This window comes from Pedobacter sp. FW305-3-2-15-E-R2A2, assembly GCF_038446955.1.
Lineage (GTDB): Bacteria > Bacteroidota > Bacteroidia > Sphingobacteriales > Sphingobacteriaceae > Pedobacter.
In genome coordinates, this window is sequence record NZ_CP151803.1 from 6122948 (window position 1) to 6148503 (window position 25556).

The following is a 25556-nucleotide window of genomic DNA, read 5'->3' on the forward strand; positions in this document are numbered from 1 at the left end:
ACGTGATAAGGCCTGATGTTAATCCTAACATCAGGCCTTGTTATTTCCTTATATTCTGCACTCAACAGTAAAACTGTCTCATTTTTATTACAATTTAATTTACCTTTGCAGCATAAATTAACTGCTATGGAATTCAATTTCAGTCAAATCTTGTCGTGTTCGATGGTTATTTTTGCCATCATCGATATCCTGGGCTCCATCCCTGTGGTGATAGAACTCAGAAAAAAAGCCGGTCATATTCAGTCTGAAAAAGCGACCATAGTAGCAACAGTGCTAATGATTATCTTCCTTTTTGCGGGAGAAACCCTGTTAAAAGTCATTGGTCTTGATGTGGAATCTTTCGCCATTGCAGGTTCCTTTGTAATCTTCTTTATTGCAATGGAGATGATCCTCGGCTTAACCATATTTAAAGAAGAAGTTCCTGAAACCGTATCCATTGTACCTCTGGCCTTCCCTTTAATTGCAGGTGCAGGAACAATGACCACCCTCTTATCGTTAAAAACAGAATATGCCACTCAAAATATCATTGTGGGCATCCTGATCAATATGAGTTTTGTATACTTTGTACTGAAGAATACAAACAGACTGGAAAGACTTTTTGGAAAGTCCGGGTTGAATGTATTAAGAAAGGCATTTGGAATCATATTACTTGCGATTGCCATCAAACTCTTCCGTAACAATACCGGACTGTAACATATCTGCTTCGGGCGCGTCTTATATTAAGAAACCAATATAAGAAGATGAATAACTTCGAGCAATTTACCCTCATCATTGGCGCTTTGGCCATTTTCTTTGAAGCCCTAAGGCATGCAAAGGAAAAGATCAGGCATTGGTTTAGTACGCAAAAGCACTAAACCTTAGTCAAGCGGGCTACAAACATGGTATCCGCTTTGTCTTTATAACCTTTGATCACTTCCATTTTCTCCAGTTTCAGCGAAAGGTTTTCTTCCAGATAGCTGACCACCTCCTCATTCTCCTGCTTAAAAACAGAGCAGGTGATGTAGATGAGCGGTTTTCCCGGTTTCAGGTATTTCACAACATTCGATGCAATGGCCTTTTGTAATCTGGTATAATTGCTGATTTTATGTTCATCAAAGAAATACAGCATTTCCGGTGTACGTCCCCAGGTTCCTGAACCGGAGCAAGGTGCATCCAGAATAATCCCATCAAATTCATAATGGTGTAAATCCTGATCATTGTTTTGCAGCAGATCCAGGACTTTCTTTTGATACTTTTTAATTCCCGCCTCGTGAAAACGATCATCGAGGTTGTTTAAGCTATTTTCTCTAACATCACTCACCAACAGCTGCACGCTAGGCTCAAGATCGTGCAGAAGCAGGGATTTGCCGCCTGAGGCAGCACAGCAATCCCACCAGTAATCCCAGGTTTTGGGCTCAAAGAACATCCCTGTCTTTTGAGAAGAAAGATCCTGCACCTGATAGAACTTCTGATTGGGGAATACATTTTCCAGCTTTGTACCATTCGGCAAGGCCAGTGTGGTCTCGCTCAGCTCCTGAACAGGCACTTCATGCGCTTTCAAAGCTTCCAGTAATGATTTTAAATGACCAGTAGTGATTCTTAAAAATAAGTCTGGTTGTGTAAAGAAGGATTCAAAGAAATCTTCCTTCTCTACCGCTGCTGAAAGGTTTTGATGAAAAGAAAAGACATCCGCCAATTTAAAATCGGCAAATGCCTGTTGTACCAGTTCCAGTTTGGCTTTTACCGGCAGTTCCATCTTCGCTGCCAAAGCAGGCAAATGCGTCTCTACCACAAGACTTGGCGTAGTATTACATAAGAAATCAGCTACCGCAAGGCGAAGCACCTGCTGCTCTTTGATCAGGGCCTTTCCAAGCCTAAAAAAGCTATAGATATAGCGGCTGGACCATCTTCTGTCGGAAGAGCCCATCTTTTTATTCTGCTTGAAATAGATAAACAAAAACCGATGCAAAGGCAATAAGCCATCATAGTTTTTAAAGATCTGCTCAAAAGCCCTGATTTGATGTTCTATTCTCATTCTATAACGTTTAGCGCAAAGTTCTTATAACGTAAAAGCATTAAACTGGTATTGATATAGCCCAGTTTCTCATTATGATAGAACGTAAAGGAATTATGCAGCCCTTTATATCTTTCTTTGGTCAGGTATTTCAGGTAATTGGCTCCATGTTCTGCAAACAATTTACCAAAATAGAAACCAATATCAAAGCCTTTAAAAGAATATTCACCAGGTTCAAAATTGAACTTAGTCCGGTATTTCTTAATGAAGGTGATCGTTTCTCCATTTTGGTAATCGACTTTGTAAGAAGAAGTAATGCTGGTATTTAAGGCCTGAAGCCTGTCGATATTATAATTTTGTTTTACCCAATCCGGATGACCGAACAGGTTTACATTAAACCCTTTGTTTTTGATCTTCACCAATCTGTCCAGCGTAGGCACTACAAACTTACGGTCAGAAGAAGTCACAATCACCACGTATTGCTTGTTCTTTGCCATTTTAGTTTCGAAACTGAATACCGAAGGGTATTCCTGCAGCAGATAGACCTTTTTATTATAATGAAAAAACTGACGCAAAGGTGCAGCCATAATCTCATCACTGGTTGTCTTTGGATTGATCAGCACGATCACTGTATTGTCCGGATTGTAATTCTTAATGATATAATTGCCAATTTTCTCTGCATGAAGGTCAATGTTATTGACAATAGAGATCAGATTAGGATTGGAGAACTCTTCCGGATGTGAAGCTGCCAAAGGCGATACCACAGGAATATTTTTCGCAATAGAATATTGCGTAATATACTTTACACCCTGCGGAAATACCGGACCAACAATCAGGTTACTGGACAGTAGACCGCCATTATTGATCAGTCCTTCCAATTGTGAGTTATTATCACGGGTATCGTAAACGTTGACTTTAAAATTCAGGCCTAAAGACGCCGCAGAGTCTATCCCAAGCTTAAAGCCCTGATAAAAATCAATGGCCATAGCAGATTTCTCTACTTCGGCTTTGGTTGCCGTCTTTAACTTGATTTCGTTTAAACGAAAAGGGATGAGTAAGGAAATATTGGCTTCGCTGAAGCGTTCGACCGGTTTCTCTACTTCTTTTTCTTTTGGGGGAGTATCAGGTTTTTTATTTGTATTGGGCCGTGTTTTCGGCGAACACGCCGAAAACAACAAGCCAATACAAAGGATCAGCCAATATTTATTCCCACTCAATTGTAGCTGGGGGTTTTGAGCTGATATCATATACAACGCGGTTTATTCCTTTTACTTTGTTAATAATTTCATTAGAAATTTTGGCGAGTACATTGTACGGTAAATGACACCAATCTGCTGTCATTCCATCTACAGATTCTACTGCACGAAGGCAAATGGCATTCTCGTAAGTCCGCTCATCACCCATTACTCCTACGGATTGCACAGGAAGGAAGATGGCACCTGCCTGCCATACTTTATCGTATAGTCCTGCTTCTTTTAAATTGTTGATGTAAATGGCATCCGCTTCCTGTAAGATCGCTACTTTCTCCGGAGTCACTTCACCAAGAATCCTGATCGCTAAACCTGGTCCCGGGAAAGGGTGACGGCCAATAATGAAATGCTCCAATCCTAATGAAGTACCTACTCTTCTCACTTCGTCTTTAAACAAGGTATTTAATGGCTCTACTACCTGTAACTTCATGAAGTCAGGTAATCCACCTACATTATGGTGTGATTTAATGGTTGCTGACGGACCGTTTACAGAGATGGATTCAATTACATCCGGGTAAATTGTTCCTTGTGCAAGCCATTTCACATCTTGTACCTGGTGTGCTTCATCGTCGAAAACTTCGATAAATACCCGACCGATCGCCTTACGTTTCAATTCAGGATCCGTAACACCGGCAAGCTGACTTAAGAAACGTTCTTTAGCATCCACCCCCTTGATGTTTAATCCAAGGTGTTTATATTGTTCTAATACCCCTTCATATTCGTCTTTACGAAGTAAACCATTGTCCACAAAAATACAATGAAGGTTTGTGCCGATTGCTTTATGTAAAAGGATGGCAGCAACACTGGAATCTACTCCTCCTGAAAGGGCCAGAACCACTTTATCGTCACCTAATTTTGCTTGTAAATCTGCAATAGTCGTTTCTACAAAAGCTTCAGAAGTCCATGACTGGCTACATCCGCAGATGTCTACCAGGAAGTTTTCCAAAAGCTGTTTTCCATCGGTACTGTGAGTCACCTCAGGGTGAAACTGAATGGCATAAGTTTCGGTATCTTTAATCTGATAAGCAGCAACTTTTACGCTGTCTGTACTTGCAATCAGTTCAAAATTTTCAGGGATTTTAGTGATGGTATCTCCATGAGACATCCATACCTGAGAATCCAGGTTGATATTTTTAAATAATTTATTTCCGCTAGCAACGAAATTCAGGTTAGCCCTGCCGTATTCACGTGTCGAAGAGGCCTGAACTTCACCTCCTAATTGTTGAGCCATATATTGCGCACCATAACAAACTCCTAAAACCGGAAATTTAAGGTGGAATTTGGTTAAGTCTATCTGAGGAGCATCTTCCTGACGAACTGAATATGGACTTCCTGAAAAGATGACACCTTTCACATCAGATGAGATTTCAGGAATGTTGTTGAATGGATGAATTTCGCAATACACATTTAGTTCGCGTACCCTGCGGGCAATTAGCTGTGTGTATTGGGAACCAAAATCGAGAATAATGATTTTTTCTAGCATGGCCAAAGTTAAGAAAACTTAGCTGCTGCTACAAGACAGATTATCAATTAACCTCGATTTGATACTTATTCACTTCTACACCGAACCTGCGCAGAAAATCAACCCCTTCATCACTCGGTAATCCTTTGTATTCCGCATAAGAATCCATGTACAGCACTTTCTTTATTCCCGATGACAAGATCAGCCTTGCGCAGGCAATGCAAGGAGAAAGTGTGGTATATAAAGTCGATCCCTCGATCTTAGATCCGTTTTTTGAAGCGTATAATATGGCATTTTCTTCTGCATGCAAAGCTAAGGAACAGCTTCCTCTGGAATCTCTTTCGCAACCTGTCTCCGGCCATTCCTCATCACAATTGTGTGTTCCCGGCGGCGGTCCGTTATAACCAATGGAAATAATCCTGGTATCTTTTGTCAGCACCGCTCCTACCTGTGCCCTTACACAATGTGATCGTGCGGCCAGATCGGCGGCCAGGTGCATATAAATATGATCAAAACTTTTCTTACTCATTATCGATATAAATTAAAAAGCTTCTCATTAAATAAATGAGAAGCTTTTTCTGTTTTTTAATAGGATTAATGGCCTCCTGAAATCTTCTTATCGAAAGAGATGCCCTGAGCCCTAAGAATTCCACTCACTTTCCAGGCATAAAATACCAGGTATGCAAAACAAAGAATTCCGACAATATAACTATTTTGAATGCCAATAAATTCTGATACATAGCCCTGAACCCAGCTCATGATACCACCGCCCATGATCATCATGATCAGGAAGCTACTTCCCTGACTGGTATTTTTACCCAGTCCGCTCACCGCAAGGGTAAAGATACAAGGCCATAATGTGCTACAGAACAAACCTACACTGGTGATGGCGTAAACGCTGACCATGCCTGTTGTAAACATACCGATCAATAAAGCAATGATACCAATAGTAGCAAAGATCAGCAACATACGTGCAGGATTTCCTTTACTCAGCATATCAGCAGCAATTAACACAAGAATGATCCAGCCATATACATAAAAAGGAGCTAAATCATGTTTTGCAATCGCATTAACGCCTAAGAAAATACCAAAAGCTAAATAAGGGGCCACAAATCTCAGGATCTTCTGAACCTGTACATTATCAGTAAATGCTTCTACCGCACCTGTCCAGCGACCAATCATCATACTCGCCCAGTATAGAGAAATGTATGGGGCTACATCTTTCAAGGCAAAACCCAATTCTTTTTCCATATAAGCAGGCAGGTTACTTGCTGTAGACACCTCAACACCTACATAAACAAAGATGGCAATCATACCCAACACCAACTGAGGGTATTTAAGTGCAGAACTTCTGGACGCTCCGGCATCATCCGCCGACTCTTCTACCAAAGCTGGTCTGTCCGGAAGTGGGGATAATTTTAAGAAGATCGCCACTGCGAGGAAGGCTACACCCAGGATCAGATAAGGTATTTTAACACTTTCAATGCTGATGTCGCTGCTGCCTGCAGATCCAAAAATTGCAAAACTTACAATTAGCGGTCCGATGGTCGTTCCAAAGTTATTGATCCCACCAGCAAGCGTTAAACGCTGAGATCCTGTTTTAATAGGACCTAAGGCAATGGCCAGGGGATTTGCTACCGTTTGCTGTAAGGAAAATCCCAATGCAACAATAAACAAACCAGACAGCATTAATGGAAATGAACCATAATTTGCCGCGGGATAAAACAATAAGGTTCCAACTGCAGAAATACATAAGCCCAATGCAAGACCATTTTTGTATCCGATTTTATTGACAAGATCTTTTTTGATTAAAATAGAGACGCCCATATAGATCAATGACCCCACGGTATAAGCGATATAAAAAGCTAAGGATACCCATTGACTTTGACTTTGTGTTAAATGGAAAGCTTTTTGAAATACTGGAATCAGGATATCATTACTCGCCGCTACAAAGCCCCAAAAAAAGAACACGGTAACTAAAGGAATGAACTGTCCCCACTTTGTTTGAGAATTTTCTGCAATCATATTTATAATTGGTTTATACTGGGGTTAAACATAAATAAAAAAAACTGCTTTGTAAAGTGTATAATTTACACAATGATGTTCCGTCATTTCCAAATTGGTATGGTCATCGCAGACACAAATTTGAGAATCAGCGATAAACAAAATTAAAGCTGGCCTTGTAATTGAAGTCACCTGTAAAATAAACTAATTATAATAGGGTCAATTTTATTCATAAAATTGCATATTAGCGTAATTTTATATGTTTAGGTGAATGTTTGAAGCAATATTACAAGGAATAGGTGCAGGTATTTTATTCTCCTTTTTAACGGGACCTGTTTTCTTTTCCATGATAAAAACCAGCATTGAGAAAGGTTTTAAAGCGGGATTTTCGCTTGCTGTGGGGGTGATTTTTAGTGACATCATATTTATTACGCTCACCATCTTCAGTGCGCAGTTTGTAGATTATAAATCGGAGTATTTTCAATATATAGGCATCGTTGGAGGTCTTTTCTTATTTGGGATAGGGGTGTACTACCTTTTCAATAAAGTAAAAGTGAGTTACGATATCTCTGAGATCGCCAAAGTCAGAAAACGCGGTTATATTCTAAAAGGTTTTTTAATGTGCCTCTTATCTCCTACTACCCTTATGTTTTGGGTAATGGTTGGAGGGATCATATCCGTACAGCTTCATTATACGATGGCAGAAAAGATTGTATTCTTTATTATTGCCATGGCCACCCAGCTTTCTGTAGATGGGATAAAGACTTATTATGCGGCCAAGTTAAGGTATAGAATCAAAGAGAAGACCATTCAGAACCTGAACAGAATCGCCGGTGCGGTGATCATCATCTTTGCAATCAGGTTATTTGTAGAGGTCATCCTCAAGCATTACAAGTAGTCATCAGATCTTTAAACAAAAATCCCCGCTATAGCCTTTACTATAGCGGGGATTATATTTTATAAGCTTTATTCTAGTAAGCTCTCTGGTTGTTTCCTTCTTTCCAGTTTACAAAAGCCTTGATGACAACTTTGTTTCCACCTGGGGTTGGGTAGTTTCCGGAGAAATACCAATCGCCGGTATGATCCGGACAAGCCACATGTAAGTTATCTAAAGTCTGGTAAATTACCTCTACTTCTGCGTTAATGTTTGCAGGAGTAATGATTTTGGTAATCTGAGCAGAGATCTCTTCCTGAGTAAAAGGTCTGTAAATGTCTTTCACGTGATTTACAATCTGTTCTTTAGGCAACAACAGGGAAGCTTTACATTTCTGGTAAACTTCTTCAATGATGTGTTCCATTCCGCGTTCCTTTAACAATTGGATGGCCGCTTCAAAAGCAACAAACTGTCCCATTTTAGACATATCAATACCATAGCAATCCGGGTAACGGATCTGAGGAGCAGAAGAAACAATAATGATCTTCTTAGGATGCAACCTGTCAATGATCTTAATGATACTTTGCTTTAAAGTTGTTCCCCTTACGATAGAATCATCTATCGCCACTAAGGTATCTGTATTGTTCTTGATGATACCATAAGTAGTGTCATAAACATGCGCTACCATATCCTGCCTGTCGGCATCCTGGGTAATGAATGTTCTTAATTTCACATCTTTAATAGCCAGCTTTTCTACTCTTGGGTTCATAGAAAGCAATTCATCCAGCTCCTGATCGTTCAGTTGTTCTTTACGGTTCAGTAAGGTATCTTTTTGAACCCCTCTGATATAGCTGTGCAATCCTTCCACCATTCCGTAGAAAGATACTTCAGCAGTATTCGGGATAAAAGAGAATACGGTATTTTTAAGGTCTGCACTGACTGCTTTCAGGATCTGATCGCACAATAAGGCACCTAACTGTTTTCTTTCTTTATAAATATCAGCATCACTTCCTCTGGAGAAGTAAATGCGTTCAAATGAGCAAGCTCTTTTTTCCTGAGGATCTCTGAATACTTCCTGAGTAACTTTACCGCTTTTCTTAACGATTAAAGCATGTCCCGGTTCGATTTCTTTAACATCTTTGAATGGAATGTTGAAGGCCGTCTGAATTGCTGGTCTTTCTGAAGCAGCAACTACGATTTCATCATCAGCATAGTAAAATGCAGGACGTATTCCCGAAGGATCACGAAGTACAAAAGCATCACCATTACCAACGATTCCGGAGATTGCATATCCACCATCCCAGTTTTTCGCTGAGCGACGTAAGATCTTGGCGATGTCTAAACCTTCAGAGATTTTATGGGTAATTTCTACGTTATCCAGTCCTTCTTTCTTGTAAGCATCAAAAAGTTCCTGATTTTCATCGTCAAGGAAATGACCAATTTTTTCAAGGACAGTAACCGTATCTGCTTTTTCTTTTGGATGTTGTCCAAGCTCATACAATTGCTCCAGCAGCTCTTCCACATTCGTCATGTTGAAGTTACCTGCAATCACCAGGTTACGGGTCATCCAGTTGTTCTGGCGCAAAAATGGGTGGCAGTTTTCAATACTGTTCTGACCATGGGTACCATATCGAAGGTGACCTAATAAAACTTCCCCGATAAAACTAACATTGGATTTTAGCCATTCAGCATCCTGCATTAATTCAGGTGTTTCATTCTGGATGTCTACAAATTTGCTTTGTACATATCCAAAAATGTCTGCAACTGCATTTTGTGCCATAGACCTGTACCTGCTGATGTAGCGGTGTCCTGGTTTAACATCAAGTTTAATGGTGGCAATACCGGCTCCATCCTGTCCGCGGTTGTGTTGCTTTTCCATCAAAAGATAAAGCTTATTCAGTCCCCAGAGTGCTGTACCGTATTTTTCCTGGTAGTATGAGAGAGGTTTTAAAAGACGGATAAAGGCTATTCCGCATTCATGCTTGATCGAGTCGCTCATTGGTGTGTGATTTGAGCCGCAAATTTACCGTTAATAATAATTAGAACCTAGAAAGAAATGGAATCTTTCATAAAGATTATATTCAAATGTTCAAACATCATTTAAACCGTTTAGCAGTATAAAAACAGACAATTAAACACAAAAAACCGCACATCTGGATGAGCGGTTTCTTGCGGAAAGGATTTTTGTTCCTTCCTTATCGATGGCTTGGTGTCTTTTATAGTTTGGCAATTACAAAATCATTCAGGTTTAATTTAGAAACATCATTTCTAACCAGGTTGTGTTCTGCAGATGAACCGCTTAATTTCAAATCTGACTGGTCTTTCATGTCGGTATAAAGGCTACCAACTTTTGCATTTACATTTGCTTTAGCACCATCTTTTAAAAAGATCTGAAGAACGGCAAGGTCAAAGTTACCATTGGTTTTTACCTCAGCTGTGTTGGCAGCGTCAATTCTTTGCAGGTCTTTTACAGAGATATAGATCGTTGCAGGACTTTGCTCAGTAGAGTTGATGTACAAAGTATATCCTTTTTGTTGAACGGTAGTATTTGCAGTCAGCTCTTCATTCGTAGTGATGCTTTCTGATTTTGCCTGTACCAATACCACTTTGGCATTTCCGGTTACCACTACTTTATTGAATTTTACTTTAGCAGATGCGCTTACAGGTGTGGTGTCTTTAGCGAAAGTACTGAAGGCTGAAGAAGTTAAAACGATAGCAGTTAAAGCTGAAGCGAATAGGGTTTTGATGGCAGTTTTCATATCTTTTATATTTTAAGTTTTTAATTATTTATTTGTTGTTTTGTAGATAAGACGCCATCCCACAGGAAACGTTTCAGCGTTTTTTGGCACATTAGACCATGCCGCAGTAACAGTCGACCAACTGCCATTACTATTCGACCAACAGACAAAAAATAATAGCGCAAAAAAAAGCCCCTGGACAGGGGCTGGTAAGTATTTAGATTTGAAGGTGCATCTGTTCAGATTCGATTTCCGCTCCAAAGAAGATGGAAGCATGCTGATCAAAGACCTGCCGGTCGCCAGAAGTATAGAAGTGTTTTTCTCCGCCATGCGCAATCTTTATCGCGATCTCCGGATGTTTTTTTAAATAGGTATCCAGGCTATCGGCAACAATATCTGCCTGCCCCAATAATTGAATGCCCTCTGGAAGCATGGCTTTAAGCTTTGGAATCAGCAGTGGATAGTGCGTACAAGCCAACAGAATACAATCAATATCGGCATCCTTTTCCAACAGTTCTTTCAGGTACTTATCTACAAAATAATCGGCTCCCGGATTCAGGTGTTCATTATTCTCAATCAAAGGCACCCACATCGGACAACTTTGCTGCAAGACTTTCAATTCCGGAAAAAACTTAGCAATCTCCATGGGGTAAGACAAAGAATTGACCGTTCCCCTGGTCCCCATTACACCAATAGTTTTGCTCCTGCTAAAGTCCCCCACTACTTCTGCCGTTGGCCTGATTACGCCCAGCACCCGATGATTCGGATACTTTACCGGGAGCACCTTCTGCTGGATGCTGCGTAAAGCCTTTGCGGAAGCCGTATTACAGGCAAGAATCACCAGGGGACAACCCTGAGCAAAAAGCCATTCCACACAGTCTAGTGTATACTGATAAATCGTTTCGTAAGAATGATCTCCATAGGGAGACCGGGCGTTATCGCCCAGATAGATATAATTGTATTGAGGTAACTTTTCAGCAATAGATTTAAACACTGTTAAACCACCATAACCAGAATCAAAAACGCCAATAGATTGTCCAATATTCATTATAAAAAAAAGCGGGATTGAGTTTTATCACTCAATCCCGCAATTTAAATATTTTAATTCTAATTATTTCTTAGGAGCTGCAGTTGCAGTGATGCCCAATTTAGTTTTAACGGCTGCAGTGATGTCATCACCACCATCCCAATATACTAAAGCCTGGTTTGCAGTATCAAATACATAAGCAAAACCTTTTTCTTTAGAAACCGCTTTAATTGCAGCATCAGCTTTTACCTGGATAGGATTAAACAATTCTGCATTTTTAGCTTCCATTTCCTGTTGAGCTTTAGCTCTTGCATCTTCGATACGTTTTTGAAGATCCTGCAAGTCAGCACCCATAGCTTGTAACTCTTTACCTACAGTTTCTTTGTTTGCTTCACTCAACGACTTTTGTTTATCTTCTGCTGCTTTCAGTTTAACCTGGTACTCAGAGATCATTTTCTCAACATCAGCTTGTTTGGTTTTTCCAAAAGCTTCCAATGCTGTTCTTGCTGCTTTAACTTCCGGCATTGCTTCAATAATCACTGCTGAATTTAAATGTGCGAATTTTTGTTGTGCATTTGCAATGTTGGCAGTAAACAATAACCCCGCTGCTACAAAAAATGCGTTAATTGACTTTCTCATTTCTATTTATCTTAATAATTGTTTTTACTTATTTGTATATGTTATTTTAAAGTTGAACCTGGTTTAAATCCAAGTAGCCTGATCACGTCATTACTTACATCATAATTACTGCTGGCATAAATCATCATGGTCGACTCACTACTTTTATCGAAGATGAAATCAAAAAGTTTAGCTTTAGCAACTTCACTGATGGTCTTTGTTACTTTTTCCTGAATCGGGTTCAATAGTTTAGTGCGCGATTTGAAAAGCTCTCCATCAGGACCAAAGATATTACGTTGAAAATCTTTCGCCGCTTTCTCTTTTTCGATGATATCGTTTTCTCTTCTTTTGCGCATGTCTGCGGTTAATAAAACCTGATCAGCCTGATAAGCTTTGTACATCTTGTCGATCTCTACAAAGTTTTGATCCACCTGTCCCTGCCATTGATTAGATAAGGCAGTGAGCTGAGTTAAAGCTGATTTATATTCCGGAAGATGTTTCAAGATATATTCAGTATCCACGTAGGCAAATTTCTGAGCAAAGGCTCCCATGCAGGTAAAACTCAGGAAGCATATTAAAAGATATTTTTTCATTCGTCTGTTTTTAATTAGTTAAATCCACCTAACTGCTGTGCGATACTGAAAGTAAAGTTTTGCTTTCCTCCATTCTCAACTCCAGGAATCTTATCAAAAGGAATCGCGTAATCAATTCCCAATAAACCAAATATCGGTAAAAATATCTTTGCACCAAAACCGGCAGAGCGTCTAACGTTAAAAGGATTATATTCAGAGAACTTGTTCCAGGTATTACCACCTTCAGCAAATGCCACAAGGAAGGCCGTAGCCGACTGACTGGCAATAACCGGGTATCTTAATTCCAACATATACTTGGTGAAGATCGGACTTCCTGATTGTTGTGCAATCCTTACATTCGAACCATTAGGAATCACCGCACTGTTAGAGTAACCACGCATGGCAATCAACTCAGATCCCTGAAGGAAGTCAAATCCCTGCATACCATCACCACCTAGTTTGAAACGCTCAAATGCCGGATCTCCTACTGCTTTGTTATATGACCCAAGGAAACCAAACTGTGCCTGTGCTTTTACAACAAACTTGCCCGCTAATCTATGGAACCATTGAGATTCAAATTTCCATTTGTGGTATTCCGTGAATTTATAGAATTCTTTATCTGGTGCAGTAGCATAGTTCAACTTATTCAACAAGGAATAAGGAGGCGTTGCCTGAATCGTAAATTTAAAGAATGAACCACCAGTAGGGAAGATTGGGGAATCTCTTGAATCCCTGCTCAACTCCTGTGCTAAACTGATGTTGTAAGAAGTACCTGTACTAAATTTATATCCGGAATAGTTGTTCAAAACATATTGCTGGAAACTTAAAGCATGGCTCAACTGGAAATAGTTATCCGGGAAGTTCAACTTTCTACCCAAACTTACTGTTACCCCGTTTAAGCGAATTCTTTGTTGTTGTCCGCGGCTGTCATTTTCTTTTAGTCCGTTAGACTGTAATGAGGTGAATGCACTCACTCCAAAACTAACTGGCTTTTTACCACCTAACCATGGCTCAGAGAAAGAGAAACTATAAGACTGATAGTATTTACCGTTTGTCTGTCCACGTAAGCTTAGCTTCTGTCCGTCACCTTTTGGCAATGGTTTATAAGCACTCCCGTTAAACAGGTTTTTCAAAGAGAAGTTATTGAAAGTAAGACCTAAAGTACCGATGATGTTACCACCACCAAAACCACCTGACAATTCAATCTGATCTGAAGGTTTTTCTTCTACGGCGTATTCAATATCCACTGTTCCATCTGCCGGATTTGGCTTAGGCGTAGGTACTGTTTTAGACTCATCAAAGTTACCCATTTGTCCGATCTCACGAACGGTACGGATCAATAGATCTTTAGAGAATTTATCTCCCGGTTTAGTACGTACATCACGCAATACAACTCTATCGTTTGTGATGGTATTTCCTTTAACCGTAATCCTGTTATTGGTATACTGAGGCCCCTCATAGATGCGCACTTCCACATCAACTGTATCACCATAGATTTTAGTCTGAACCGGATCAACGTTAAAAGTCAAATAACCATCATTCAGGTATAAACTGGAAACGTCATCACTGTTAGGGCTGCCTCTTAATTTCTTCTCAAGTTTTTCCTCGCTGAATACCTCTCCTTTTTCAAGGCCGAGGATTCGTTCCAAATCTTTTCCTGCATACTTTGCATTACCTGCCCAGGTGATATTTCCGAAATAATATTTAGGTCCTTCGAACAGGTCCAGCTTAATGCCAACCGCTTTTTCGCTATACTGATACACGCTGTCTTTCAGAATTACCGCATCACGGTAACCTTTATCCTGCATTTTGGCAATCAGCGTTTTTTTATCTTCTTCGTATTTTTCTTTATTGAATTTACCCGAACCAAAGATTTTATAGAATGCCTGTTGCTTTGTCTTTTTTAAGAACTTACGCAGTTTCGCATCAGAAAATGCCTGATTTCCGGTAAAGTTAATTTCATGAACTTTTACCTTACGGCCTTTGTCTACATTAACTTCCAGGATGACGTGATTTTCCTGATTGGGATCAACCTTTGTTTTATACGTTACTGCAGTAAAGAAATACCCCTTTTCCAATAAGTACTTTTTAATGGTACTTGTAGTGGTATTGTACAGGTTATCATTGATGATCGTCTTGGTCGCTTTTGCATTCAGCTTCTCCAAAATATCTGTTCTTTGAGATTTACTGACTCCCTGAATATCAAAAGAGCTCAAACGCGGACGTTCCACCACTTCAATATCGAAGAAAACGGAATCGCCTTCAATTTTAACAATATCCAACTGGACATCATCAAACAGACCTTGTTCCCAAAGAATTTTAATGGCATTGGCAGTGGCTTCACCAGGAAGAACAATACGTTCGCCTTTGATCAGTTTGGAAAGGGTAATGATCACATCTTTGTCTAAAAATTTCGCTCCCGTAAGCGTCACATCAGCGATCGTATACTCTTTGGGATTAAAATAATCCAGATCCAGGCCATTAACTTTTAATGTAGGAGTTGCAGGATTGGACTGGGGACGGATCTGTGCCATTGTTGGTAAACCAATCAATAACAACAATATGAGTTGATATATTCTTTTCATTTAAATCTAAAAATCGATGCTAAGTTAATTTAAACACATGTTAAAAAGTGTTAAAAGTAAAATTAGTTCAACTGTTCACTAATTTTACCGAAGCGGCGTTCGCGCTTTTGGTAGTCTACAATTGCTTCAAAAAGGTCTTCCCTTCTAAAGTCAGGCCACAAAGTATCGGTAAAATACAGTTCGGTATAAGCCATCTGCCACAACAGAAAATTGCTGATCCTATGTTCGCCACTCGTCCTGATCATGAGTTCAGGATCGGGAATATTGGTCGTCGTCAGCTGGGCTGAAAAAGTATTTTCATTGATTTCATCAATATTAATTTCCTGATCTTTAATTTTTTGAGCCAATTTCTTTGCCGCTTCAATGATTTCCCATTTCGCGCTATAGCTCAAAGCAAGTGTCAGGGTACAACGCGTATTTTTTGCAGTGTTATCCATCGCACTTTTCAGGTCGTCAATACATTTTTGTGGAAGAGAAGAGATATCCCCGATGGCGTTAAGTCTGATGTTATTCTTATTAAGCGTTGCGGTTTCCTGATTAATGGTCGAGATCAGCAGCTCCATCAAAGCATTTACTTCCTCTATGGGCCTATTCCAGTTTTCGGTAGAAAAAGCATATACAGTCAAGTATTTAATCCCTATATCTGCGCAACCTTCTACGATATCTTTTACAGATAACACCCCACTTTCATGGCCAAAGTGCCTGAATTTGCCTTGATTTTTTGCCCATCTCCCATTTCCATCCATGATGATTGCGATGTGCTCAGGCAGGCGTGTAACGTCAATTTGTTCTTTAAATCCCATTTATAATTGCAAATATGCTTAAAATGTATAACATTTTTGGGACACAAAGGTATAAGATATGCCAATACCTACAAACATATAGGTATCTCTTTTTCTAAAATCGCCTCTTTGGGTCCCTGAAAGAGTTCTTGGGGGAGTGCCTGATGCTAAGGGACCTCTGTTGGGATCTGAAAGCGTTAACCCTCTGTTTCCATCAGCAGGCGGATGATCAATACCTGGATATTTTCCACTTACATCATCCAGATAATCGCTGAATGCTGTTCTATAGCCAATCTGCGAAAACAACCCCCAGTTTTCCTTTAATCTTGTTTTAAAACCGATCCCATAAGGAACCGTCAGCGCGTAATTTTTATAAGGTTCGGTTTGCCCCTCTGTTCTGTAAAATCTCAGGTTATACTCCTGATCGCCCAACTCGGCAACATGCGGATAATATCCTTTTGGGCTAAAGAAAACCCCTCCTATTCCCGTGAATATATAAGGCGTAAACCTTTTCGTTCCTCCGCCGGCAAAATACTCTAAGAAGTTAAAATCAACCTGCAGGCTGATTTCATTCAGAGAAGTCTTAAAATTAAGACCCCTATCTCTAAATTGAGCATTGTCAGAACTCAGGTCATTTGCTTTGATTTTACCGAAATTGTAATGGATACCAAGGGCCCAGTAAGGATCAAAATTCATCTTTACATAAGCTCCGGCAGACATTCCGCTAATTTTTAAAGGTTTTGTCTGGTTCAGGTCGCCCATATATCCTGCAGCTCCACCGACCACGCCGAGCTCCATTGTTTGAGCAGCAGCGTTAAGTCCAATGAAAGAGATCGCAAAAAAACAGAAAAGCCTTGTTCCGTATCGCATCTTAATAATTGCGGGTATCAATACCCCAAAGTAGTTTATTTCTTAACGTGGTGAGGTAACTTTCATTGTTCAGCCTGATCAGATTTACATGAAAGGCGGCTTTATTTAAGGTCAACTTTACAGAACGGTCTACCGTTTCTGTTCTTGAATCGCAGGAAACCAGGAATTTTGCACTTCTGGCCTCCACTTCAAATGTAAGCGAAACATCATCAGGAATGATGACTGGCCTTACATTCAGGTTATGTGGTGCAATTGGGGTGATCACAAAATTTTGCGAACTCGGATAGATGATCGGGCCACCGCAGCTTAAAGAATAAGCCGTTGAGCCCGTAGGTGTAGCAATGATCAAACCATCTGCCCAATAAGAATTCACAAATTCATTATTCATGTAAGCATGAATGATCATCATCGCTGACTTATCTCTTCTATGAATCGTAATGTCATTTAAAGCGAAGTTTTCCTCACCAAAAAGGTCAAATTTTGATTCCAGACTCAGTAAAGTCCTTTTATCCAGAGAATATTCTTTATTGCGAAGTGCTTCGATCGCGATTCTGATCTCATCTTTATTGATACTTGCTAAAAATCCCAGTCGGCCAAAGTTAATTCCGATCACAGGGATTCCCGAATCGCGGATCAGCGATAGCGTATCCAGTAACGTTCCGTCCCCACCCAGGCTAATCAGGACGTCTGCCTGACCGACCAATTCGGTATGGTTACTAAAAACAACAATGCCTTCAGGCAACTTGATTTTATCTTTTATGAAGTCGAGGTAATCTTTGGAAACAAGAATGGGCGTTTTTGATTCGCCCAGAACATTGAATACTTCCTGTACATATGGTAAAACGCTATTATTGAACTCTCTACCGTAAATTGCAGTTCTCATTTATGGGTTTTATACGTTTAAATAATTCATGAATGAATTATATCTGTCTTCGGTACCATTATCTGAAATGGTGCTGTTAAACACAGCTTTTACCTGGTAATTATACCGCTCAAAAGAGGCTATAATTCCCGACAATTCAGTTTTATTGATTTTTAGAGTGACTTCCAATTTTGTAGAATCGGGAAAAGACTGCACATAAGAAGAAAGGATCTGCGCATTATCGGCTTCCACAATCTGCGCCATGTGAGAAAGGGAATTGTTGCGGTTACTGATTTCCAGTACAATAATCCCCCCCGGTTCTTTTACCGCGTAAATATCGGCAGTATAATCTAACAGATTATTTATAGCAATTAATCCTAAATAGTTTTTTTTATAGTCCAGAACAGGAACTACCGATAAGTGCAATTGATGAAAAAGTCTGATGATGTCGTAGATGTGTGCATCTTCATAAACAAAAGGATTTAAAATAGACAAAGGCAAACTGCCGATTGCCTGTTCTGTATCCCTTACCTCAATCAACTCTTCTTCTGCCAGCAGCCCCAGAAACTGGGTTTCATTTACAATGGGTAAATGGTATAGCTTGAACTCAGTCATCCGCTCCAAAGCTTTCTGAACTGAGTCAGAAGTCTTTAGCGGGGGAATTGAATTTGATATGAGTTCAGATGCAAACATTATTTAAGTAATATTCTATTTAAAAATTTTTCCAGGTATTCATTAAATGCTTCCGGACGCTCCATCATCGGTGCATGTCCGCATTTATCCACCCAATTCAATTCCGAATTAGGTAATAGTTCGTGAAATTCTTCCGCAACCTCAGGAGGGGTTACCTTATCCTGTTTCCCCCAGATTAAAGAAACGGGGATCGTAATCCTGGACAGGTCTTTCGACATGTTGTGGCGGATAGCCGACTTGGCTAAAGCCAGAATCCGGATTACCCTGGAACGGTCATTCACACTTTTATAAACATCATCTACCAACTCCTTGGTAGCAACTGCAGGGTCATAGAAAGTAAACTCTACCTTTTCCCTAATATAATCATAACTTTCTCTTCTTGGAAATGATCCGCCAAAAGCATTTTCATATAAGCCCGAGCTTCCTGTCAATACCAGTGCTTTTACGTTTTCCTGGTGGGAAGTCGTAAATACAAGCCCCACGTGTCCGCCCAATGAATTGCCAATTAAAACGACCTGACTAAGTTTCTTATATTTTAAAAATCTGTTTACATATTTTGATAAGCTCTTTACACCTAAAGTAAGTATAGGGAGCTCATAAATTGGTAAAATAGGCACCAAAACATGGTAATTGCCTTTAAAATGATCAATTACCTGTTCCCAGTTGCTCAACTCTCCCATTAAACCATGAAGTAATACCAGGGGTTCTCCTTTTCCAGCCTCAATATATTTAAACCCGTCTTCGTCTATTACTTCGTATTTCATATTTTGTGTTAAGTAAGGTAATGCTACTAAGTTAGTAGAGTAAATTAAATTTAATGTAATTTAAAAGATTAATTTTTTGAAAAAAGGTTTAAACACATAAATTTTCAAGCATATTTTATGCCAATTGCGCTTTCACGATCTCAGCGATCAGTTTTCCGTCCGCTTTACCTGCAAGTTCCTTGTTTGCAAGGCCAATTACTTTACCCATTTCTTTCACTGAAGCTGCACCAGAATCTTTGATAATCTGAGCAATGATACTTTCAATTTCCGCCTGTTCCAATTGCTTAGGCATAAAGCGGCTGATCACTTCAATTTCTTCTTCTTCGATCACGCTCAGGTCTTCACGCCCCTGTTGCTTATAGATGTCGGCAGATTCACGACGTTGTTTCACCAGCTTCTGTAAGATCTTTGATTCCGCTTCTTCTGTGATCTCTTCGCTTGATCCTTTTTCTGTTTTAGCCAGCAACAAAGCTGCCTTGATCGCTCTTAAACCTCGTAATTGCGCCTGATCTTTAGCCAGCATCGCTTTTTTAATCTCCTGATCTATTGTAGTTGATATCATATCTGTTTCGATTAATATTTTAGTTTCTTTTAATAATGGCACCTGTAGCCTGGGCAGTAGGCATGATCAGCATGTCGTTGATATTTACATGTGCAGGCCTGCTTACGGCAAACCAAATCGCCTCTGCAATATCATTGGCAACCAATGGCTCCAAGCCATCATACACCTTCTTTGCTCTACCTTCATCTCCTTTAAAACGAACTTTAGAAAACTCTGTTTCTACCATTCCCGGATTGATGGCCGTTACTTTTATTCCATGAGGCAACAAATCTATGCGCATACCTTTATTCAGGGCATCGACTGCATGTTTTGTAGCACAGTAAACATTTCCGTTAGGATATACTTCTTGTCCGGCGATAGAACCGATATTAATGATATGACCTGACTTTTGGCTGATCATCCAGTTAGAAACGATCTTGGTCACATAAAGCAATCCTTTAACATTGGTATCAATCATGGTATCCCAATCAGAAATATTTCCTTTGTCAATAGGATCTAAGCCCTGACTTAGTCCCGCGTTATTGATCAGCACATCCACCTGTTTCCATCGGGCAGGTAAAGTTTCCAATGCATAAGATAGATCATCGTGAATCCTTACATCGGCAACAAGCGTTTTTGTTTCAATGGCATATTTATCTTCCAGGCGTTTGGCCACCTCTTTTAATAAATTTTCTCTTCTTGCCACTAAAATTAAGTGATACCCCTGTGCAGCAAATAAGTCTGCGCAGGCTTCTCCGATTCCTGAAGTTGCTCCTGTAATTAATGCCGTTTTCATCTGTGTATATTTATTTTTTATCGGTTATGAAACCATTATCAAACTGTGGTTTCACTGGTACTATGATTATTCCTTTTTAAGATGGGTATTGTCTTAACAAAACTAAAACTTTTTTTCAAGTCACATCATTCAAAAAATAAACTGAATGTCACATGTCGCAACATGAGCTTATCAATCGGAGTGGAAAACACATGCAGTGCTTCGTTTTTCTTCACACTATCAAAAGAATAAGACAATTTGACTTCCGGTGACATTTTGAAATATTCAAAGTACAGGTCCATTCCTAGTCCGGCTTCGTAAGAAAAGAAGTTACGGCGGTTATTCACAAACTTTTCCATGGGGTCGGTAACGTTATTGTTATCGGATTTTTTCCTGGAAGATATATCTGATGTATACTTAACCCCTCCCATCATATAGGCCCGGAAGTTGTTTCTTCTATTGGACTTGATCTTCAAACTCAACGGAAAGTCTACAAAAGTGGTTTCCAGTTTTCTCTGCACATCCATAGGTGCCTGCCCGGAACCAGTACCTGGTGGCTCTTCAAAACGGTAATTTAAAATCCTGTCGTTAAAGACTAAAATCGGTGTTAAGCGGACATCTACATTTTCATGTATCTTTTGGTTGATGACAAATCCAATTCCAAATCCTGGGGATGGTTTTGAAGAAATAGCACTCAACCCTTTAGGAACATTCGTATTAAGCCCCCATTGATCGACATCAACATCCTTCCAATCCACTTTCTTCAAAATCTTATATTCCGAAGAAACATACTGAAAAGTAAATCCAAAATGGAGGTTATTGTCATCGATCCCGCCACCCCAATTCTGAGCCCTTACTGTTGTAACAGTTAGCAGACACATCAAAGGAAGGAGCAGTTTCATGTTCATATAGATGACTGAGCAATTTCGCCCGTTATTTTAAATTTTATTTTGTTCCCGTATAAATCGCACAGATGCCAAACGTCAACCTGATGTCTTTTGCGTTTTTAAAACCAACCTTTGTCAACATCGCATTAAACGTATCTCCATCAGGAAAGGCGGCAACAGACTCTGGTAAATAAGTATAGGCGCTGGCATCTTTAGAAAAGGCCTTCCCAAAGAACGGTGTTACATAATTAAAGTAAAAGTTATACCCTTGTTTAACAGGGAACTTCCTTGGTTTTGAAAACTCAAGAATAACTATTTTTCCACCTGGTTTAAGTACGCGGTACATATCTTTTATCCCTTTTTCCAGATTTTCATAATTCCTGACCCCAAAGGCCACCGTTACTGCATCAAAATGATTGTCGTCGAAATGTAAACCTTCTGAATCTCCCATTTGAACAGAGAAAACAGGGTGTAAATTCCGGTCATTAATCTTTTTACGGGCCACTTCCAGCATTCCTTCAGAAATATCTACTCCGATTACTTTCTCAGGATTAAGAATTTTGATCGCCTCAAAAGCAAAATCTCCGGTTCCTGTTGCGACATCAAGCATCAAACGCGGTTTGATGGACTTGAGCTCAGCAATTGCCCTTTTACGCCATAGGATATCAATTCCGAGCGACATAAAGTGGTTTAAAAAATCATAAGTTCCTGATATCTTATCAAACATTGAGGCTACTTGTTCCTTTTTAGGAGCCGTTGCAGAGTGGGAGGTGGAGATCTTTTCGTTCATAGTAAGGCGCAAAGATAAGTATTGTTGAAAACTAATTTTCTACCTTTGTCAAATGATTATAAAATCAGCAACATTTATTTGTAGTAATACAAAGGTTTCAGCTTTGCCTGTAGCCAATATGCCCGAATACGCATTCATCGGACGTTCCAACGTTGGAAAGTCTTCCTTAATTAATATGCTGGTAAACCAGCATGGTTTAGCAAAAACATCTCAAAGACCGGGGAAAACCCAGTTGATCAACCATTTTCTAATCAACGAAAAATGGTACATCGTAGATTTACCCGGATATGGATATGCGAAAGTTTCTAAAAACAGCAGAGAAAACTGGGAGAAATTCATCCGTAATTACATTACAAAAAGAGAAAGCTTACAATGCGTTTTTGTATTGATAGATAGCCGTTTAGAGCCTCAAAAAATAGATCTTGAGTTTTGCTGCTGGATGGGAGAAATTCAGATTCCTTTCGTATTGGCTTTCACGAAAGCAGATAAGCAGTCGACAGCAAAAACAAATCAAAACGTTGCGGCCTTTAAAAAAGCATTGGGCGGATGGTTTGAAGAGATTCCTCCATGCTTTGTGACCTCCTCAGAAAAAAACCTGGGAAGGGAAGAGATCCTAAAGTTTGTAGATCAGACAAACCTTGACTTTGCCATGCCTATTTTAACACCGGATACAGATTTTTAATATCCTTTTCATGAAGAAGTATTTTTCACTGGTGCTCTTTGCCCATTCTATCTTTGCACTTCCTTTCGCAATGATTGGATTTTTCCTGGGAGTAACGACAACTGATAATCCTTTCAACTGGGTGTTATTGGTAGCGGTCCTGTTGTGTATGGTCTTTGCCCGCAATGCTGCAATGGCATTTAACAGGTATCTGGACAGAAATATTGATGCAAAGAATCCACGTACTCAGATGCGTGACATTCCCGCAGGAAAGGTTTCTGCAAATGAAGCCCTGATCTTTGTCATCATTAACTGTATTCTATTTATTGCAACCACTGCATTTATCAACTCGCTTTGTTTTTATCTGTCGCCTGTTGCCTTATTTGTCGTTTTGTTCTATAGTTATACCAAAAGGTTTACAGCATTGTGCCATCTGGTACTCGGCCTGGGTCTGTCTCTGGCTCCCATTGGTGCATACATCGCGGTAACCGGAGCATTCAGCATCGTTCCCGTATTGTATTCCTTTGCGGTATTGTTTTGGGTAAGTGGTTTCGACATCATCTATGCCCTGCAGGATGAAGATTTTGACCGGGAAGAGAAATTACACTCCATCCCTGCCGCTTTAGGAATTAAAAATGCATTGAGACTTTCTGTGGTATTGCATGTTTTCTCCGCGCTATGTGTGATCCTGCCGATTTTCTTTACGCCGCATAATTTCAGCTGGTTCTACTACATAGGTGTCGCATTTTTCTGCTTTATGTTGATTTATCAGCATTTACTGGTAAAACCAAACGACATCAGTAAAGTCAATAAGGCTTTTGCAACCACCAACGGTTTTGCGTCTGTCGTGTTTGCCGTCTGCTTTCTGGCAGATGTACTTTTCAGGACAATATTGCATTAATATATTATGATCTAAGGGGCCCGTTTTCAACTTTAAGCTGAAAACGGGCTCTTTATGCTTCCAATGGAAACCCATCGCTTTTCCGCTCGTTAAAATCAATTGTCTTTTCCGATTGCTGACGACCTCCCCGTTCCTTATATTTGCTTTACCTTAATTTTTAAAAATCTATGATCAATCTCAATATACCTGCAAAACAAAGAGCTTATATCCCCCAAGACCTGGAAATGAAATGGGACAACCTGGAGCCTATTCTAAATGAATTACTCGCACGTCCGATAGCGGATGTTTCCGGTCTGGAGCAATGGCTGAAAGACAAGAGCGAGCTTGAAGCTGCACTTGAGGAGGATTTTGCATGGAGATACATCAAAATGAGCTGCGATACGGCAAATGAAGAATTGCTACAATCTTTTCAATATTTTGCCACAGAGATCGAACCAAAGATCTCCCCTATTGCGAATCAGCTGAACCAAAAATTCAACGACAGCCCCTTTATTGATGAACTGGATCAGGAGAAATATTTCGTTTACATCAGGGCCATCAGAAAAGCGATAGAAATCTATCGGGAAGAAAATGTAGAGCTGCTGACCAAATTACAGGTTACCCAGCAGAAATATCAGGGTGTCACGGGAGCGATGAGTGTAGAGATCGGCGGACAGGAATATACATTGGAACAAGCGGCAAATTTCATAAAAGATACAGATAGAAGCGTCAGACAACAGGCTTGGGAAACCATTCAGCAACGTCGCCTGGTAGACAAAGACGATTTAAACATGTTGTTTGATGAACTTGTAGCCATGCGTCATCAGGTTGCTTTAAATGCCGGCTTTGAGAATTACAGAGATTATATGTTCCAGGCACTGGGCAGATTTGATTATACCCCTCAGGATTGTTATCATTTCCATGAAGCAATTGAAAAACAAGTCGTTCCAATCTTAAAGGAACAAGCTCAAAAACGTGCAGATGCTTTAGGAATCGAAATCCTTAAACCCTGGGATACAGAAGTGAGTACAACCGGAAAAGCTGCTTTAAAACCATTTAAAAATGGAGCAGAACTAATCGATAAAAGTATTGAATGCTTTAATGCCATTGATCCGAAACTAGGTCAAATGCTGGCCACAATGAAGGCAAATAATCTGTTTGATGTGGAAAGCAGAAAAGGGAAGGCACCTGGTGGCTACAACTACCCGCTTGCAGAAACCGGAGCGCCTTTTATTTTCATGAACTCCGCCAATTCTCTTAGAGATTTAACGACGATGGTTCATGAAGGTGGTCATGCGATCCATACCTTCCTTACAGCCCATCTGGAACTGAACGATTTCAAACACTGTCCTTCTGAGGTTGCTGAACTCGCTTCAATGAGCATGGAGCTCATCTCTATGGACAACTGGAACATCTATTTTGACAACGAGGAAGACCTTCTTCGTGCAAAAAGAGAACAATTACAGGATGTCTTAAAAACCCTTCCATGGGTAGCGGTGATCGACCAGTTTCAACATTGGATCTATACCAACCCAAGTCATAATGCTGCCGATAGAGAAGAGACGTTCAAGCAAATATATGCCCGTTTCGGTGCCGGATTCTCCAATTGGGAAGGACAGGAAGCCGAATTTGGCAACCTTTGGCAAAAACAGCTTCATCTATTTGAAGTTCCTTTTTATTATATAGAATACGCGATCGCGCAATTGGGTGCCATTGCCATTTGGAAGAACTACAAAGAGCATCCACAAAAGGCAATGGAACAATATCTGGCGGCACTTTCTCTGGGCTATACGAAACCGATCAATGAAATTTATGAGACGGCAGGGATTAAATTTGACTTCAGTTTAAGCTATATTGAAGAGTTGGCCTCTTTTGTAAAAGACGAATTACAGAAATTAGGTTAATAGTTTAGAAGTAAATTTATAAGT

25 protein-coding genes are annotated in these 25556 nt (G+C 39.9%); 5 read left to right on the forward strand and 20 right to left on the reverse strand.

The genetic code is table 11. The annotated features are described in order from the left end of the window. Positions 1–126 precede the first annotated feature (126 nt). The gene (locus tag AAFF35_RS24685; protein WP_074612401.1) at positions 127–693 is read left to right on the forward strand and encodes a MarC family protein; all 567 of its coding nucleotides are present in this window, start codon (positions 127–129) and stop codon (positions 691–693) included. A gap of 157 nt (positions 694–850) precedes the next feature. Here AAFF35_RS24685 and AAFF35_RS24690 read toward each other — a convergent pair whose 3' ends face one another. The 5 genes from AAFF35_RS24690 to AAFF35_RS24710 all read right to left on the reverse strand — a co-directional run bounded on the left by AAFF35_RS24690 (position 851) and on the right by AAFF35_RS24710 (position 6730). After that, complete coding sequence (locus AAFF35_RS24690; RefSeq protein WP_342329209.1) at positions 851–2014, reverse strand: RsmB/NOP family class I SAM-dependent RNA methyltransferase; 1164 nt, start codon at positions 2012–2014, stop codon at positions 851–853. Further along, complete coding sequence (locus AAFF35_RS24695) at positions 2011–3240, reverse strand: amino acid ABC transporter substrate-binding protein (protein ID WP_342329210.1); 1230 nt, start codon at positions 3238–3240, stop codon at positions 2011–2013. Before AAFF35_RS24695 ends, AAFF35_RS24690 begins: the two co-directional genes overlap by 4 nt. Next, the gene (guaA, locus tag AAFF35_RS24700) at positions 3197–4726 is read right to left on the reverse strand and encodes a glutamine-hydrolyzing GMP synthase (protein ID WP_342329211.1); all 1530 of its coding nucleotides are present in this window, start codon (positions 4724–4726) and stop codon (positions 3197–3199) included. Before guaA ends, AAFF35_RS24695 begins: the two co-directional genes overlap by 44 nt. Positions 4727–4769: 43 nt before the next feature. Continuing rightward, a complete protein-coding gene (locus AAFF35_RS24705; protein ID WP_074612288.1) occupies positions 4770–5234 on the reverse strand; it encodes a dCMP deaminase family protein in 465 nt (154 codons plus the stop codon). A gap of 65 nt (positions 5235–5299) precedes the next feature. After that, the gene (locus AAFF35_RS24710; protein WP_342329212.1) at positions 5300–6730 is read right to left on the reverse strand and encodes an MFS transporter; all 1431 of its coding nucleotides are present in this window, start codon (positions 6728–6730) and stop codon (positions 5300–5302) included. Between the two features lie 250 nt (positions 6731–6980). On the opposite strand from AAFF35_RS24710, the gene AAFF35_RS24715 reads away from it, so the two are divergent. Then, complete coding sequence (locus AAFF35_RS24715; protein ID WP_073232555.1) at positions 6981–7607, forward strand: LysE family transporter; 627 nt, start codon at positions 6981–6983, stop codon at positions 7605–7607. 73 nt (positions 7608–7680) lie between these two features. Here AAFF35_RS24715 and AAFF35_RS24720 read toward each other — a convergent pair whose 3' ends face one another. From AAFF35_RS24720 to ubiE, 15 genes are all read right to left on the reverse strand, one after another. Continuing rightward, a complete protein-coding gene (locus tag AAFF35_RS24720) occupies positions 7681–9582 on the reverse strand; it encodes an amidophosphoribosyltransferase (protein WP_342329213.1) in 1902 nt (633 codons plus the stop codon). A 217-nt stretch (positions 9583–9799) separates the two neighbouring features. Further along, complete coding sequence (locus AAFF35_RS24725) at positions 9800–10342, reverse strand: DUF2807 domain-containing protein (RefSeq protein WP_342329214.1); 543 nt, start codon at positions 10340–10342, stop codon at positions 9800–9802. Positions 10343–10538: 196 nt separating this feature from the next. Further along, positions 10539–11369, reverse strand: a complete 831-nt coding sequence (gene murI, locus AAFF35_RS24730; protein WP_342329215.1) for a glutamate racemase — start codon at positions 11367–11369, stop codon at positions 10539–10541. 63 nt (positions 11370–11432) lie between these two features. Then, a complete protein-coding gene (locus tag AAFF35_RS24735; RefSeq protein WP_124580800.1) occupies positions 11433–11987 on the reverse strand; it encodes an OmpH family outer membrane protein in 555 nt (184 codons plus the stop codon). A gap of 41 nt (positions 11988–12028) precedes the next feature. Beyond that, the gene (locus AAFF35_RS24740; protein ID WP_342329216.1) at positions 12029–12559 is read right to left on the reverse strand and encodes an OmpH family outer membrane protein; all 531 of its coding nucleotides are present in this window, start codon (positions 12557–12559) and stop codon (positions 12029–12031) included. A gap of 14 nt (positions 12560–12573) precedes the next feature. Next, a complete protein-coding gene (gene bamA / locus AAFF35_RS24745; protein WP_342333376.1) occupies positions 12574–15072 on the reverse strand; it encodes an outer membrane protein assembly factor BamA in 2499 nt (832 codons plus the stop codon). Positions 15073–15185: 113 nt separating this feature from the next. Next, a complete protein-coding gene (locus AAFF35_RS24750; protein WP_342329217.1) occupies positions 15186–15926 on the reverse strand; it encodes an isoprenyl transferase in 741 nt (246 codons plus the stop codon). A gap of 18 nt (positions 15927–15944) precedes the next feature. Continuing rightward, entirely contained in the window at positions 15945–16775 is an 831-nt protein-coding gene (locus tag AAFF35_RS24755) for a DUF6089 family protein (protein WP_342329218.1), read from the reverse strand. A gap of 1 nt (position 16776) precedes the next feature. Beyond that, on the reverse strand, positions 16777–17658 hold the full coding sequence (locus AAFF35_RS24760; RefSeq protein WP_342329219.1) for an NAD kinase: 882 nt from the start codon (positions 17656–17658) through the stop codon (positions 16777–16779). 9 nt (positions 17659–17667) lie between these two features. Continuing rightward, on the reverse strand, positions 17668–18330 hold the full coding sequence (locus AAFF35_RS24765) for a CBS domain-containing protein (protein WP_342329220.1): 663 nt from the start codon (positions 18328–18330) through the stop codon (positions 17668–17670). Then, on the reverse strand, positions 18330–19094 hold the full coding sequence (locus AAFF35_RS24770) for an alpha/beta hydrolase (RefSeq protein ID WP_342329221.1): 765 nt from the start codon (positions 19092–19094) through the stop codon (positions 18330–18332). Before AAFF35_RS24770 ends, AAFF35_RS24765 begins: the two co-directional genes overlap by 1 nt. Positions 19095–19209: 115 nt before the next feature. Next, positions 19210–19656: a GatB/YqeY domain-containing protein gene (locus tag AAFF35_RS24775; protein ID WP_342329222.1), complete on the reverse strand. Its 447-nt coding sequence runs from the start codon at positions 19654–19656 to the stop codon at positions 19210–19212. 19 nt (positions 19657–19675) lie between these two features. Continuing rightward, entirely contained in the window at positions 19676–20431 is a 756-nt protein-coding gene (locus tag AAFF35_RS24780) for an SDR family NAD(P)-dependent oxidoreductase (RefSeq protein WP_342329223.1), read from the reverse strand. A gap of 125 nt (positions 20432–20556) precedes the next feature. Next, positions 20557–21318, reverse strand: coding sequence for an outer membrane beta-barrel protein (locus tag AAFF35_RS24785; RefSeq protein ID WP_342329224.1), 762 nt, complete (start codon positions 21316–21318; stop codon positions 20557–20559). 37 nt (positions 21319–21355) lie between these two features. After that, positions 21356–22087 carry a bifunctional demethylmenaquinone methyltransferase/2-methoxy-6-polyprenyl-1,4-benzoquinol methylase UbiE gene (ubiE, locus tag AAFF35_RS24790; RefSeq protein ID WP_342329225.1) on the reverse strand — a complete coding sequence of 244 codons (732 nt, stop codon included), beginning with the start codon at positions 22085–22087 and terminating at the stop codon, positions 21356–21358. A 52-nt stretch (positions 22088–22139) separates the two neighbouring features. Here ubiE and yihA point away from each other — a divergent pair, with 52 nt between their 5' ends. The 3 genes from yihA to AAFF35_RS24805 all read left to right on the forward strand — a co-directional run bounded on the left by yihA (position 22140) and on the right by AAFF35_RS24805 (position 25532). Continuing rightward, entirely contained in the window at positions 22140–22769 is a 630-nt protein-coding gene (gene yihA / locus AAFF35_RS24795; protein ID WP_342329226.1) for a ribosome biogenesis GTP-binding protein YihA/YsxC, read from the forward strand. Between the two features lie 10 nt (positions 22770–22779). Continuing rightward, complete coding sequence (locus AAFF35_RS24800; RefSeq protein ID WP_342329227.1) at positions 22780–23649, forward strand: UbiA-like polyprenyltransferase; 870 nt, start codon at positions 22780–22782, stop codon at positions 23647–23649. Between the two features lie 167 nt (positions 23650–23816). After that, positions 23817–25532, forward strand: coding sequence for a M3 family oligoendopeptidase (locus AAFF35_RS24805; RefSeq protein WP_342329228.1), 1716 nt, complete (start codon positions 23817–23819; stop codon positions 25530–25532). The last annotated feature ends 24 nt before the right edge of the window (positions 25533–25556 follow it).

Coding starts and splice junctions, on each gene's coding strand:
- AAFF35_RS24740 (WP_342329216.1), bottom strand. CDS start 12,559: ATGAAAAAATATCTTTTAATATGCTTCCTGAGTTTTACCTGCATGGGA.
- guaA (WP_342329211.1), bottom strand. CDS start 4,726: ATGCTAGAAAAAATCATTATTCTCGATTTTGGTTCCCAATACACACAG.
- AAFF35_RS24695 (WP_342329210.1), bottom strand. CDS start 3,240: ATGATATCAGCTCAAAACCCCCAGCTACAATTGAGTGGGAATAAATAT.
- yihA (WP_342329226.1), top strand. CDS start 22,140: ATGATTATAAAATCAGCAACATTTATTTGTAGTAATACAAAGGTTTCA.
- ubiE (WP_342329225.1), bottom strand. CDS start 22,087: ATGAACGAAAAGATCTCCACCTCCCACTCTGCAACGGCTCCTAAAAAG.
- AAFF35_RS24765 (WP_342329220.1), bottom strand. CDS start 18,330: ATGTTTGCATCTGAACTCATATCAAATTCAATTCCCCCGCTAAAGACT.
- AAFF35_RS24715 (WP_073232555.1), top strand. CDS start 6,981: ATGTTTGAAGCAATATTACAAGGAATAGGTGCAGGTATTTTATTCTCC.
- AAFF35_RS24690 (WP_342329209.1), bottom strand. CDS start 2,014: ATGAGAATAGAACATCAAATCAGGGCTTTTGAGCAGATCTTTAAAAAC.
- AAFF35_RS24725 (WP_342329214.1), bottom strand. CDS start 10,342: ATGAAAACTGCCATCAAAACCCTATTCGCTTCAGCTTTAACTGCTATC.
- AAFF35_RS24685 (WP_074612401.1), top strand. CDS start 127: ATGGAATTCAATTTCAGTCAAATCTTGTCGTGTTCGATGGTTATTTTT.
- AAFF35_RS24735 (WP_124580800.1), bottom strand. CDS start 11,987: ATGAGAAAGTCAATTAACGCATTTTTTGTAGCAGCGGGGTTATTGTTT.
- AAFF35_RS24785 (WP_342329224.1), bottom strand. CDS start 21,318: ATGAACATGAAACTGCTCCTTCCTTTGATGTGTCTGCTAACTGTTACA.
- AAFF35_RS24780 (WP_342329223.1), bottom strand. CDS start 20,431: ATGAAAACGGCATTAATTACAGGAGCAACTTCAGGAATCGGAGAAGCC.
- bamA (WP_342333376.1), bottom strand. CDS start 15,072: ATGGCACAGATCCGTCCCCAGTCCAATCCTGCAACTCCTACATTAAAA.
- AAFF35_RS24710 (WP_342329212.1), bottom strand. CDS start 6,730: ATGATTGCAGAAAATTCTCAAACAAAGTGGGGACAGTTCATTCCTTTA.
- AAFF35_RS24750 (WP_342329217.1), bottom strand. CDS start 15,926: ATGGGATTTAAAGAACAAATTGACGTTACACGCCTGCCTGAGCACATC.
- AAFF35_RS24760 (WP_342329219.1), bottom strand. CDS start 17,658: ATGAGAACTGCAATTTACGGTAGAGAGTTCAATAATAGCGTTTTACCA.
- AAFF35_RS24720 (WP_342329213.1), bottom strand. CDS start 9,582: ATGAGCGACTCGATCAAGCATGAATGCGGAATAGCCTTTATCCGTCTT.
- AAFF35_RS24805 (WP_342329228.1), top strand. CDS start 23,817: ATGATCAATCTCAATATACCTGCAAAACAAAGAGCTTATATCCCCCAA.
- AAFF35_RS24800 (WP_342329227.1), top strand. CDS start 22,780: ATGAAGAAGTATTTTTCACTGGTGCTCTTTGCCCATTCTATCTTTGCA.
- AAFF35_RS24705 (WP_074612288.1), bottom strand. CDS start 5,234: ATGAGTAAGAAAAGTTTTGATCATATTTATATGCACCTGGCCGCCGAT.
- murI (WP_342329215.1), bottom strand. CDS start 11,369: ATGAATATTGGACAATCTATTGGCGTTTTTGATTCTGGTTATGGTGGT.
- AAFF35_RS24770 (WP_342329221.1), bottom strand. CDS start 19,094: ATGAAATACGAAGTAATAGACGAAGACGGGTTTAAATATATTGAGGCT.
- AAFF35_RS24755 (WP_342329218.1), bottom strand. CDS start 16,775: ATGCGATACGGAACAAGGCTTTTCTGTTTTTTTGCGATCTCTTTCATT.
- AAFF35_RS24775 (WP_342329222.1), bottom strand. CDS start 19,656: ATGATATCAACTACAATAGATCAGGAGATTAAAAAAGCGATGCTGGCT.